The organism is Variovorax sp. P4_D9 (assembly GCF_056401695.1).
In genome coordinates this window covers 1-12,269 of the sequence record NZ_JBFUIU010000032.1, presented here as the reverse complement: position 1 = coordinate 12,269, position 12,269 = coordinate 1, and the positions used below count along the sequence as shown (strand labels likewise).

Below are 12,269 nucleotides of genomic sequence, written 5' to 3'. Positions count from 1 at the left end.
CCCCGAATCGGCAGACAGAAGCAAGGAGACAAGCATGCACATCAAACTCGACACTTCCGCATCCTCCATCGCCATGTGCGGCACTGCACCCGCGCGGCAAGAGCCACTGATGTGGCTGAACGCCGATCGCGTGTTGTACGTCGGACTGCTCGGCGAGCCTTCGGTGCGTACCTTCGGCGCCTATTCGATCTACGTGTCCTTGAGCAAGCCGCACCGCATCAGCGTCGCGGGTGGCGCGTGGGAAGAGGCCGAGGTGTCGGTCATTCCGCCCTACGTGCCGCACCGGATCGCGTCATGCGAACGCATGATCTGCAACATCCTGATCGAGGCCGACAGCGTGGCGCACGGCCGGCTGCCGGACTTCATCGCCCAGGGGCGCGGCGACGTGCGCGACGACGAGGTGCTGCAGGGCCTGCGCGCCGCGCTCGACCGCTTCCGCTGCAGCGGCACGCGGCAGTTCCCGCAGACGGCGGACTTCGACCGCAGCTTCTTCGGCGAGGCGCTGGCGCCGCGCGCCATCGACCGCCGCGTTCGCGCGACGCTGGCACGCATCAAGGATGATCCCAACAGCCATACCTCGGCGCAGGACTGCGCCGAGGCCTCGCACCTGTCGGTGTCGCGCTTCCTGCACCTTTTCAAGGCCGAGGTGGGCACGCCCTTCCGCAGCTTCCGCACCTGGCAGCGTGCCCGCAGCGTGCTGTATTACGTCACGCAGAACGCCAACCTCGCGAACATCGCGCTCGACGTCGGCTACCCCGACTCGACCCACTTCAGCCATTCGATCCGGCAGGTCTACGGGCTGACGCCGAAGTCGATCTTCGCGGGCAGTCGCAGGCTCGAGCTCTACGGCCGCGCCGCCGCGGGTTCGCCGCGCTACCAGTTCGCCTGATCTTTCTCTCCCAGGAACCATGCAAATCAATTTCGATTTCAGCGGCAGGCACGTCGTCGTGTTCGGCGGCACCACGGGCATCAACTTCGGCATCGCTCACGCGTTCGCGCGCCAGGGCGCCAGGCTCACGGTGGCCAGCCGCAAGTCCGAGAACGTCGAGGCGGCGGTCGGTGAATTGCGCGGCCACGGCGGCGAGGTGCATGGCGTCTGTGCCGACGTGCGCGACTTCGCCGCCGTCGGCCGCGCCCTGCAGGAATCGGTCGACCGCTTCGGCGCCATCGACGTGCTGGTGTCGGGCGCCGCGGGCAACTTCCTCTGCGAAGCCAAGGACATGTCGTCCAACGGCTTCAAGGTGGTGGTCGACATCGACCTGGTCGGCAGCTTCCATGTGCTGCGGCAGGCGCACGCGCACCTTCGCAAGCCGGGCGCCTCGGTCATCAACATCACGGCGCCGCAGTCTTTCGTGCCGATGCGCTACCAGGCCCACGCCTGCGCCGCCAAGGCCGGCGTCGACCAGCTCACGCGCGTGCTGGCACTCGAGTGGGGCGGCGAGGGCGTGCGCATCAACTCGATCTCGCCGGGCCCGATCGACGGCACCGAGGGGTTCCGCAAACTGATGGCGCCGTCTCCCGCCGAGCGTGAAGCGGCGCAGAACGTCGTGCCTCTGCGGCGCTTCGGCAGCCTCGACGACATCGCCAACCTGGCGCTGTTCCTGGCCTCGCCCTATGCGGGCTACATCTCGGGCGCCCTGATTCCGTGCGATGGCGGCGGGGCGATGGAGAGCGTCAAGCCGGCGCTGGAGGCGGCGGGAACGGCGATCTAGCCCGGGTCGGCTCCCTGTCGGCCGATCACAGCCGCAGTCAGCCGGACTTGCCGCGGCCGCTCTTCCTGCCGCTCTCGGCGCGCGGGCCGTCGCCGCCCGTCGTTCCACTGCCGCTGGTGGCCTGGTCGATCCACAGCAGGGCATCGACATAGGACATGAAGCGGTTCAGGTAGTCGGGCGACAGCTCGCGCATCAGGGTCAGCGAGCGATGCACGAGGTGATGCGAGTTGAGCGGGCCGGCATTCTCCGGCACCTTCGCAAGTGACTGGGTCAGCCGCCGGTCGGCGCTGAGCCGCGACCAGGTGCTCCTGAAATAGCTCAGCGTCTTCAGTTCGGGCGAGGAGGGGGCCTGCCCGGACAAGGCATCGCTCGCCGCCGCGGCGCTGCCGGGCGGCGGCGCGTGCCGGGCGGCATGTGCGACGAGTTCCGCCAGCGGCCCGCGACAGGGTGGCGCCTTGTCCGGCTGCCCTGCCGCGGCATCGCCTTCGTCGCAACGGGCCGCATCGATCGCCTCGCCGTACGCCGCGATCAGGCGTGAGAGCTTGTCGTCGAGGATGCGCCGGGCATCGCCGGCGTGGCCGGCGCTCCGCCTGGCCAGCGCTTCGATGAAGCAAAAGCGGACCGGGTCGAAGCGATGATCGCCGCGCTCGCGCCAGACCGTGAGCATCGCGCCGCTGTGGCCTGCGTCCTCGCTAGCCACGGGGCTTCGTCGCGCTGGCATTGGACGGCCTCGGCGTCGGCGACATCTCCACGCGCCGGTTCCTGGAGCGGCCGTCGGCATCGGCGTTGGATGCCACCGCCTGCTCGGAGCCGAAGGCCGCGGCAAACACCGAAGACGAGGGCACGCCTTCGTCGATCAGGGCCCGGGTCACCGTCAAGGCGCGCTGGGCGGACAGCTCCCAGTTGTCCGCGAACCGGCGCGCGCCGTCGCGCATCTGCCGGTCGTCGGTGAAGCCGCTCACCATCAGGATCTCGTCGCGGGACTGCAGGTAGGCGGCCAACGGCGCCGTCAGGCTCTTGAGCAACTGGCGGCCCTCGGGCTGCAGGTCGGCCGAGTTGAAGGCGAACAGCACGCTGCCGCTGATGCCGATGCGGCCGTTGTTCAGCGTCACGCGGCCCGCGGCCAGGGGCCCGGCCAGGGCCTTCTCGAGCGTCTGCAGCCGCTTGGCGGCCTCCTGCCGCTGCTTGACCTCGGACTCGAGCTGGGTCGCGAGGTCCAGCTGCATGCCGAGCACGCACACCAGGATCAGCACGAAGGCCCCGAGCAGCCCCGACATCAGGTCGCCGAAGACCGCCCAGACCGGCACCGTCGGCTCCAGGCCGTCTTCGAACTCCTCGGTCATCATGCTTCGCTGCCCAACGCGGCGCGGTTGCTGGCGATCTGCTGCAGGTCCTCGACGATCTGCTTCTGCGACATGATGCTCAGGTCGATCACTTCCCTGGCCTGCGTCACGTAGTAGTCCAGCTGCTCGTCACTGCGCGCGATGGCCTTGCCGAGCGCGCCTTCGATGCGCTGCAGCTGCGCCACCAGCTTGTCGTTCGATTGGCTGAACAGCTGCACGCCGAAGCCGAAGGCCTCGCCCAGGCTCGCCACCTCGACGGCGCTGCCGGTGATCTGTGCAGCGACTTCGGCCATCCTCCCGGATTCGGCGTCGACCTTTTCCGTGAAGCGCGTGCCGACGCGGTCCAGCAGGTCCGCCGAGGTGGCGACCAACGCGTCGATCGCATAGCGCTGTTCGGTGGACGCGTGGTTCACGGCGCCGAGCAGGGTGTCCAGGGTCTCGAGGATGCGGCTGCGTTCCTCCAGCATCGCGTTGTCGCGCGCCATGCTGTCGGACAGCTTCTGGCGCAACTCGGCAATGACCTCGGCCGCGGCGCGCGGGGCTTCGGAAGCGGCCTGYATGAGCTGGGCAATCTCGGCGATCGTGCGGCTTGCGTGCGCTTCGGTCTGCGCCGAGATCTCGCTGGCGGTCTCGGCCAGCGTCTTGCAGATCGCCTGCTGCTGGGCCTCGGTGCGCGAACCGGCCTGCTGCCATTCCTGCTGCAGCGACACGGCCATCGCCTCGAGGGCCTGGGTCCAAGCCGCCAGTCGCTGCTGGTCTCGCGAAGCCATCTCGGTCTGCAGTCCGGCATGCGCCTCATCGACTGTGCGCAGCAGCGAGACGGCGTGCTGCTCGAACGCGGCCGCCGCCGTCGACAGCGCGACCTGCGTGTCCTTCGAGAGCTGCCCGCTGACGCGCTCCTGTTGCGCCAGGGCGCCGCGCCAGCCGTCCGACAGGTTGCCAACCGTGCTCTCGAGGCGCGTCGAGACGCTCGCCACCAGCGATTCCGAGCGCTGCTCGAAGGTCTGGACGAACTGGTCGAGCGCACCGCGCAGGGCATCGGACTGCGCCTCGCTGGTGCGCTGCTGCGCGGCGAGCGCAGCCTGCCAGAGTGCCGACACGGTCGCGGTGCTGGCCTCGAAGCGGGTCGATAAGCCTTCCAGTTGGCGCTGCACGCCGTGCTCGACCGTCTGGTGCAGCCCCGCTGCCTCGCGTGCGATCGCGGCCATGGTGGCCTCGACCACCGGCTGGATCGTCGCGCCGGCCGAGCGTGCGCTTTCGGTCAGGCTCTGTTCGAGCGATCGGCCGACGGTGGCGGCGAGGCCGGCATAGGCGGTCTCGGCCTTGCTGTGGAAGCTGTCCTGGCTCGAGATCAGGCGCTCGTTCAGCGCCTGGCTCTGCCGCTCCATGGTCGCCATCATGGCCTGCAGCCGATCGACCAGTTCAGGCATCGCCTGGCCCTGCCGCTGCAGCAGCTTGAAGGATTCATCGCGCTGATGGGCCTGCGAGAAGACGCGCAGAAAAGTAGCGATCCGCGTGTCGAGGCGCTGCGCCGCCTGCAGCCGGTCGCGCCGGCACAAGGCCGAGACCAGGCCCAGCATCGCGGACGCGGCCACGCCCGCCAGCGAGGTGCCGAAGGCCAGCCCCAGGCCCTTGACCGGAGCGGCCAGGGAGGAACGGATGGCCTGCAGGTCCGACGCGCTTTCAAGCGCGCTGCCGGTGCCGCTCAGGGTGACGACCATGCCGATGAAGGTGCCCAGCATGCCCAGCAGCACCAGCAGGCCGGTCAGGTAGGGGGTCAGGGCCGGCCCGGGCAGGCCGACGCGTTCGCCCTCGATGCGCAGGCGCACCGCGTTCTGCAGGGAAGGGTGCAAATGCTCGAGCCAATGGTCCWGGCTCGGCGGTGGCACCGACATGTCCGCCACGGCGTCTGCCAAGGTGGACGTGGCTTGGTGGAAGCGATGCAGTTCGAGCGCGCCCATCAGGTAGAAGGCGGCGATCAGCAGCGTGATCGCCAGCGCCAGCGGATTCGAGCCGATGTAGCCGGCGCCGACCCAGCAGATGGCGGCGAGGCCGACGAGGAAGGCGGCGTATTGAAGAAATCGGGTCATGAAGGCCTGTCAGCGCTCAGCGCTTGCGAAGGGCATCGAGCAGCCCTTCGATCGGTTGCAATCGAATATCCAGTTCGGCGAGCAGCACGCCCTGCATGTCATTGCAGAACAGCTCCAGCCATCCGCCGGCGTCTGTCCCGCCATCGCTCTCGTCCGGAGCCCGGGCAGCCTGGCGCAAACGCTCGAAGTGCTTCTCGAGCAGCCCGGGCACGGTCGACAGCAGGCGATGCTCCTGCGCCCCCAGCACCTGCTCCATGACCACATCCACGGCGGCCAGCCGGGCCATGGCCGGTGAACCGGCTGCCAGTCTGGCGCGCAGGCGGCCTCGCAAGGGACCGATGGCCGTCTCCATGGTCTGTTGCCGGGCGACGTAGCGTCGACGGTGTGATGCGAAGTCGGACGCGAATGCGCCGCGTTCGGCAATGGCCTTCGCCAATGCCGAGCGCAGGCCGGCGCATTCGCATTCCTCGGCGCTGGCCGAAGTCGGTGCGCGCGATGAGGCGAGCGCCGGACCCCCATCCAGCGCCGCCGAGAGCGAAATGGCGTCGGTCCAACCGAACCATTGACTCAAGCGATCCGCAAAGCCTTGCCTGGATTCGGGGACGTTGATGTCGGTCAGTCGAGCGAGCAAGCGAACCAGCGCCGAGTCGGTGAAACCTGTGCGCCGTGACACTTGCACCTACTGGAAAAACCGAGCATTTTACATCAGTGGCCCGGCCTGGCCCGAACCGCGGCGTTGGTTCGAAACCGCGGCAGCAGGAACTCTTGAGGCCCGGATTTTCTGGTAGGCGTTCCGGAGTCGGCGCCTGGGGTGGCGTCGTTTGCTGTTTTCGGAGGCATCGCGTCGGAGGCCCCGCCAGGCAACGATTCCGCTCGAAGCTAGTGCGGTTTTCCCCAAAGGTGTCCCCAGCAAGCAGGGAAAACTATGGCGCTCGATGCGCGCCGCTTGGCGTGTTCCGCAAGTGCAGAGGCTAGTCCAGTGTGGCGTTCCGGTACTCGGCCAGCGTGGTGCGCTGGAATTCGGTCACGGGTATCAGCCGGTCCCCCAGATCCTGGAAATGGGCGCGAATGTAGGATTGTTCGCGGACCCAGCATCCGCGTGACGTTCCGCCATCCAACAGGGTGAGGTAGCAGACACGGCGAGGCGGCGGGCATTCATCTTCGGCATCGGTCAGCTGCAGCACCTGGTAGGGGCTTCCGCTGGTCACAAATAGAACGCGTGGCTGCATGTCGCAGCCAAGAAGGATCGTGCAACCGGCGACGACTGCCATGATGGACGACGTCTTCATGCCTGACCTTCCAGGGACGCTCGGGAAGACTAGATTGAGCTCTTTCGTGCCAACTGCGTCAACTCTCAAAAGGGGGTTGCCATGGGGTTTGCGAAGGCTGGATTCCTCATCTGTGCCGCCCAGATTTTGCGCCGTCAAATCAATCGAATCCAGTGGCACACGGCCTGCGTGCCCCACCCTCGGATAACATTCACGCCCACAGGCCGCCGCCTCCATGGGCTTTCATCCTGGACGGCTTTCCTCGACGAGGTCATTGGATTTGGGTACCGAAAACGCTTTCGCTGAACTGGGATTGGCACCGGACGCCACCGAGCGCGAGGTGAAGGCTGCATGGCGCCGGCTCGCCTCGCGATGGCATCCGGATCGCAACGACAGCGCCGGTGCCAGTGCCAAGATGCAGCGCATCAACCAGGCCTTCGATGAGATCCGTCGCGCCGGATTCGGTGCCCCGGCAAACACCGAGGTCGACACGCCCGCCGCGCCGGACGACGACGCCGCGAGTGGATTCGACGACGACCAGGCCGCGTCGGCGTCCCGCGCCGCGGGCACCGAACAGCGGCGCCGGCCTCTGCACCGCAAAGTCAGGCTGACGCTGGAGGAGGCGGCCGTCGGTTGCATCAAGGTGCTGCGGGGCAAGGTCACCGACACCTGCGCCATCTGTGCGGGTGCCGGGCACCAGGTGCTGGGCGGGAACTGCGCCCGCTGTGGGGGATCGGGCGCGATCCCGAAGCGCGCCTTCTTCGGCTGGCCTTCCGGCGTGACCGAGTGCGAGGCTTGCCTCGGCGGCGGCATCGCGAGGCAGCCTTGCGCGGCCTGCGGCGGTCGCGGCAAGATGGAGCCGCGCGCCTACAAGATGAACGTGCGCATTCCGCATGGGGTGCGTGATGGCGATCTGCTGCACGTCGATGCCCGGCGCGCGGGTGCCGAAGGCCCTCCGGCTGACATCGAGATTCGCATCGAGGTGTCGGAACACGCGTTCTTCACGCTCGACGACGATGGCACGGTTCGATGCGAGATGCCGGTCGATGGGTTCGCATGGATCGCAAATCGGCAAGTCAAGGTGCCGACCGTCACCGGCTTCCAGACGCTGCAGTTGAGCCGCGACCGGCTGTCGTACCGCTTGAAGGGCCAGGGCTTCCCGGTGCAGCACCGCGGCCCGCGTAGCGACCATCTGGTCACGCTGGTGCCGATATTTCCGCAGCAGCTGAGCACCGATCAGCAGATCCTGCTCGACCAGCTCTCGGCCACCAGCTCGAGCGCTGGCGGAGAGGCCCTGGACGACCGCCTTCGCGCGTGGAACCGCGGGCTGCGTGCCTGGGAACGAAGCCTGTAGGCGGCGACCCCGAAGCAGCGGCGCCCAGAAAAAAGCCCCCTCACATCGCTGTGCGGGGGCCAATCCATCGAAGGACGATGGAGGAGACAACCAGGGATCTGTTCGTCAGTGAAGCTCGTCCAGTTTCTTCGAGGTCACATAACCAGAAACGACGATAGCAGCGACGGCAACGAGGCAGATCAAAACAGTGAACATTTGGGACTCCAGAATGAGTGTGCTGGCGCGATTATAGGGTAAACCCTAATCTCTTGCACGACCTTGTCGCAACCCGCCGTTGCCCGTGTTTACGCCATCTTTGCATTCCCTCCGTGCACGCGGCTCGAGGCACCGGCGTTGGATAGGCTCGGGGCAGCTGTTGCCTCGMACAGGAGATTTCATATGCACGCAAGTCGCTCGATGCTGGTCAAGTTGGCCGTTGTCGGAACCGTTGCCGTCGCGGCACTCGCGGGCGCCGCTACGGCAAGCGCTGGCACGAACTGGTCAGTTGGCATCTATGCGCCTGGCGTGGCCATCGGGGTCGCCGAGCCGGCACCGGTCTACTACGAGCCGGCGCCCGTCTACTCACGCCCGGCTCCCGTCTACTACGAGCCCGCCCCGGTGTACCACCGCGCTGTGCCAGCGGCGGTTTACGCACCGGCGCCCGTCTACTACGAGCCGGGGTATCGCGGAGAAGGGCGCCGGTCCTATCGCGCCGACTGGGAGGGTGGTCGCCGCTGGGATCGCCGCGACTGGGGGCATGAGCGACGCGAAGAGCGTCGCGGTTGGGGCGATCGAGACTGAAAAAGCGCACAACGCGCCCGGCGTTTAGTGTGCCGGCTTGCGCCACACGCTCGCCAGCCAGGGCTGCTGTTCGACTGGCAGGCCGAAGGGTCGGTAGTAGTGGGCCAGTTCGATGAACCGGGCCGCTGACATGTAGCGACGCCAGGCATCGAGATCGTGGAAGGCGCCGTAGCGATCGCCGTTCCAACCTTCCTGGCCATCGCCACGGGGATTCGAGCAGAACAGCACGCCGCCCGGCTTGAGTGTCGCGTGGAGCTCGCCCAGCACGCGCGGCAGTTCCTGGCTCGGGACGTGGAACAGCGACGCATTGGCGAACACGCCGTCGAAGCGGCCGGCCGGCAATTGCAGTTGGAGGAAATCCTGCTGCAGGACCTCGCACCCGCTGTGCGCCCGCGCCATCGCGGCGAGCCGCTCGGACCCTTCAAGTCCTGTCGCGAGATGACCCAGCCGCTTGAATGTCTCGAGGTCCCGTCCCGGGCCACAGCCGAAATCCAGAATCGCGAAAGGTGGGTCCGTCTCGATGTACTCGAGGAGTGCCGCGATGTTCTGACTGACGTCGTGATCCCGCGTGCCTTCCCAGAATGCTTCCGCGTGCCGGTCGTAATGCCCGAGCRTCACTGCGGCGATCCGCTCGAGATCATCCGTGGACAAATGCATCGTGGGGGCCTCCCACCTCGCGGGGTCGGTCGGCTGCGACGCCATCAGGCCAGGGGTGGCGGCCGATCGCTACCCGGCCTGGAGAATGTCATCGCTGCAGCCTGCAGTTCGGGGACCAGCGTCAGGAGCCGGCGAGTGAGCCAGTACAGGTGGCCGGCGTCGATCGGATTCGGCAATTTGAGTATGTTGATCAGCCGTTGCGGACGATCTCCGAAGCCAAGGGCGGTCAGCGGCTCGAGGACCGAGGCCAGATTGCCTCGCACCCGCTCATCCACCAGGTCATGTTCATCCAGACTGCGCCAGATGGTGGTCACGGCGCGTTCGCACAAGTCGGCATCCGACAATGGCGTCGTTGCCTCCGGGTCGCCCAGCGAGCCCAAGGGCATCGGGGGCATGCCGCGCGTTTCCGCGCGAATTTGCTGTCTCCGTGAAGGCATGTGCTCCTCCTTCATGCCGGACACGATACGCCAGACCGACGCGAACGGCAATCCTCGCCGCCGCCCGCTGGCACACTCTACTCCGCGCACTCGCGCACGGGAGAAAAGCAAATCGCGCCGACAACTCAGTCCTGTGAAGCTACTCATACTCTTTCCGACCGACATGCCGGCCGGTCCGACGACCACGCTGTATGTGGGTCCTGTCGTATTCACAGCTAACGGCAACGCCGGCGGAACTTTCAGGTTGCTAGGCACGAGCGGGAAGTCGACGGACATCTGTTCCCTCTTGTCGAGTTGAGTCCTGTTGGTTATTGGCATCCCAGTGAAGTCGACGACTAGCGAACTGTATGGTACGTTGTGCCCTGTCGTGACATTCGTAAAAAAATTGCTGTCTTGAGTTGTCTTTAAATGCTGAACCGCCCCGCCGGCCCACGCACTGACCAATGAAAGACCGCCGCTTCTCGAAATGGCTGGGGGGTGGGCATCGGGAGATGCTGCGCGAGTTGTCACGCGTGTTGAAAGCGCATGGGAACATACTCGCCAAAAGGTAGTGTGGTCCGACATCCGGAAATGGCGCACGAAGACCACACCACCTCAAGAGTGTTAATCACTCCAGCACAGAAGGCGTTGGATTCATTTTCCGAGCGGTGTTGAATAGACACGTCGAGTTTATGCAGGGCGATTCCGCCCGACCATCTGGGTTATCGAAGAGAAACAGGGACAACATCTAGTACATACGTGACGTTCAAGTTGAAGCCTCCACCGCCGGTTGCTGTGAACTGCAGCATATGTGTGCCCGCTTGCAAGGCGCGGGTTTTGACATAGTATCCATCGTCCGCAGACGGTGAATAGATGCCCGGTTCACACCCCATGAGATTCTTCTCTGGCAGAGCAGTAGCGAACGGGTCGGACTGCACTCGCCGTACATCTGGCACAGCAACGCTATCCATGGTTACCGTGGTCGCTGTGATGCTGTCGATAAATCCCGCCACGTTTTTTCTGATGTCTGCAACTGACAATGCTGCGCCTTGCCCACATGCATTTGGAGTATTCGCTTGCACATTGTTCACAATGGGGAAGAAAAGCTGGACACCTTCTGGAACGCTGCAATGCCGGCTCACCGAGCCCCCAAAGTTTCCGGCGAGAAACCAAAACGAGCCCCGCTGTCCCAACATGCAGTTGGCTCCATTTTTGTCAAGAATCGGATTGATTGCCGTCGGAATGGAAAGTGCCCATTGCCACCATTGCGCACTCAACTGTTGAAATGACGGGCCATCATCAGCCCTGCCGATAGCGGGCACAAGCAACGCCGATGCAACTACAAGCGCCTGAAATACATTTCTAATCTTGTTCTTCACGGTGTACTCCTGTGGGTGAACGACTCGACAAACGAAAAGAAATGATTCAGAGAAGGTCGATTTACGGCCTAAGCTCGGCGTTGATTGGGGCGAAGACTAGGCTGATACCTGGCGTCTGTCAACGCGCTAAACTCTGCTGCGAAGAGGGACACGGTCCTCAGAAAAGAAAGTGGCACTAAGGCATATTTAATCCGTAACTTGAGAGTGACGGAACGCACTGGCATGGTGCCAAAAAAGGAATGTCATTTCGTAACTATTGAGTGACACTGCGGAACCGTCCCTGCAGTGTTCGCTGTAATGTCAAGTGACTCACAGGTAATTGCACGGTGCTCAAAGCTCTAATTTCGGTGGTATTTGTGGCACTTTCCCTGACGGTACTGCCGGCAGGAGGTGCCACAATTCGCACGCAACGGGACGCGGTCGGTGTGAGCACCAGCAACGCGTCGGTCGTGGCAGCCGAGCGCCCGAACGACTCCCCGGCGATGACGCGTACCGAGGGTGAAGMAAACTTTGGGGGGGCGGCATACTCCCCATTCGTTGAGTCCCCCGCGAAGCCAGCGCGCCGAGACATTCATACGAGTGCGGACCAGAACGCGAAGGGGGCTGACTTGACGCTGAGTACGCTTACCGTACTGGCTGCTGTCGGGGCGCTCATCTACCTAGTGCGTCGGGCTTGGTCTGCCTAGTAGTCCGCCCGCGCACTGAGGAAGGCAAACCCGCCGCGTCGCGCAACGGTTGGAAGGGCGGGCATAGAGAGGTGCTACGCCAAATTGCCCGCGCGCTGAAGGACCAAAGAGACGTACTCGCCGAAACATGGTCGTAATAGCCTTTCGGCAGGCCTCATTGGTCTAGTCCAGGTCTAGTCCAACGAGCTGTTCCGGTACTCACCCAACGCTGTACGGCGGAACTCACCCAGCGGGATGAGCTTGTCATTCAATTTCGGAAAGTGAGTGTGGATGTTGGGCCCTTCCCGAACCCAACATCCATTAGACGCTGCGCCATCGAACGAAGTGAGGTAGGAAACACGATAGGGTGCGATGCAGACGCCTTCGGCATCGGTCAACTGCAGAGAGTGAAACGGATTTCCATCCGTCACGAACAGGACTTGAGGCTCCATGTCGCAGCCGAGAACCAGTGTGCAACCGGCGACAACTGCCGCGACCGAAGAAGTCTTCATGTCGCCCCCCAGTCCGGCAAAGATTGATTGGGCGCTTTGGTATGACAGTCGTCAACCCTAAAGATGATGGGGCCACGTTGCCGACGATAGGCG

General features: G+C 64.8%; 13 protein-coding genes. 4 read left to right on the top strand and 9 right to left on the bottom strand.

The annotated features are described in order from the left end of the window. Nucleotides 1-34: 34 nt before the first annotated feature. Together AC1DY5_RS05915 and AC1DY5_RS05910 are read left to right on the top strand one after the other, a co-directional pair. Complete coding sequence (locus AC1DY5_RS05915; protein ID WP_478109579.1) at nt 35-889, top strand: helix-turn-helix domain-containing protein; 855 nt, start codon at nt 35-37, stop codon at nt 887-889. 19 nt (nt 890-908) lie between these two features. Then, nucleotides 909-1,712, top strand: coding sequence for an SDR family oxidoreductase (locus AC1DY5_RS05910; RefSeq protein WP_478109577.1), 804 nt, complete (start codon nt 909-911; stop codon nt 1,710-1,712). 37 nt (nt 1,713-1,749) lie between these two features. Here the strand turns inward: AC1DY5_RS05910 and AC1DY5_RS05905 are convergent, their stop codons facing one another. From AC1DY5_RS05905 to AC1DY5_RS05885, 5 genes are all read right to left on the bottom strand, one after another. Next, complete coding sequence (locus tag AC1DY5_RS05905; protein ID WP_478109575.1) at nt 1,750-2,412, bottom strand: DUF2894 domain-containing protein; 663 nt, start codon at nt 2,410-2,412, stop codon at nt 1,750-1,752. Next, on the bottom strand, nt 2,405-3,055 hold the full coding sequence (locus tag AC1DY5_RS05900; protein ID WP_478109618.1) for an OmpA family protein: 651 nt from the start codon (nt 3,053-3,055) through the stop codon (nt 2,405-2,407). The genes AC1DY5_RS05905 and AC1DY5_RS05900 overlap by 8 nt, the downstream gene beginning before the upstream one ends. Continuing rightward, entirely contained in the window at nt 3,055-5,145 is a 2,091-nt protein-coding gene (locus AC1DY5_RS05895) for a DUF802 domain-containing protein (protein ID WP_478109572.1), read from the bottom strand. Before AC1DY5_RS05895 ends, AC1DY5_RS05900 begins: the two co-directional genes overlap by 1 nt. 16 nt (nt 5,146-5,161) lie before the next feature. Further along, entirely contained in the window at nt 5,162-5,824 is a 663-nt protein-coding gene (locus AC1DY5_RS05890; protein ID WP_478109569.1) for a DUF3348 domain-containing protein, read from the bottom strand. 292 nt (nt 5,825-6,116) lie between these two features. Further along, nucleotides 6,117-6,434 (bottom strand): hypothetical protein, encoded by a 318-nt coding sequence (locus AC1DY5_RS05885; RefSeq protein WP_478109567.1) that lies wholly within the window; start codon nt 6,432-6,434, stop codon nt 6,117-6,119. 259 nt (nt 6,435-6,693) lie between these two features. Between AC1DY5_RS05885 and AC1DY5_RS05880 the strand changes: the two genes are divergently transcribed. Next, the gene (locus AC1DY5_RS05880) at nt 6,694-7,767 is read left to right on the top strand and encodes a DnaJ C-terminal domain-containing protein (RefSeq protein WP_478109565.1); all 1,074 of its coding nucleotides are present in this window, start codon (nt 6,694-6,696) and stop codon (nt 7,765-7,767) included. Between the two features lie 378 nt (nt 7,768-8,145). Continuing rightward, the gene (locus AC1DY5_RS05875) at nt 8,146-8,547 is read left to right on the top strand and encodes a PXPV repeat protein (RefSeq protein ID WP_478109563.1); all 402 of its coding nucleotides are present in this window, start codon (nt 8,146-8,148) and stop codon (nt 8,545-8,547) included. Between the two features lie 24 nt (nt 8,548-8,571). Here the strand turns inward: AC1DY5_RS05875 and AC1DY5_RS05870 are convergent, their stop codons facing one another. From AC1DY5_RS05870 to AC1DY5_RS05855, 4 genes are all read right to left on the bottom strand, one after another. Further along, a complete protein-coding gene (locus tag AC1DY5_RS05870; RefSeq protein WP_478109615.1) occupies nt 8,572-9,204 on the bottom strand; it encodes a class I SAM-dependent methyltransferase in 633 nt (210 codons plus the stop codon). Between the two features lie 44 nt (nt 9,205-9,248). Continuing rightward, nucleotides 9,249-9,917, bottom strand: a complete 669-nt coding sequence (locus AC1DY5_RS05865) for a hypothetical protein (RefSeq protein ID WP_478109561.1) — start codon at nt 9,915-9,917, stop codon at nt 9,249-9,251. 425 nt (nt 9,918-10,342) lie between these two features. Continuing rightward, a complete protein-coding gene (locus tag AC1DY5_RS05860; RefSeq protein ID WP_478109559.1) occupies nt 10,343-10,999 on the bottom strand; it encodes a hypothetical protein in 657 nt (218 codons plus the stop codon). 859 nt (nt 11,000-11,858) lie between these two features. Further along, on the bottom strand, nt 11,859-12,176 hold the full coding sequence (locus AC1DY5_RS05855) for a hypothetical protein (protein ID WP_478109557.1): 318 nt from the start codon (nt 12,174-12,176) through the stop codon (nt 11,859-11,861). Nucleotides 12,177-12,269: the final 93 nt, after the last annotated feature.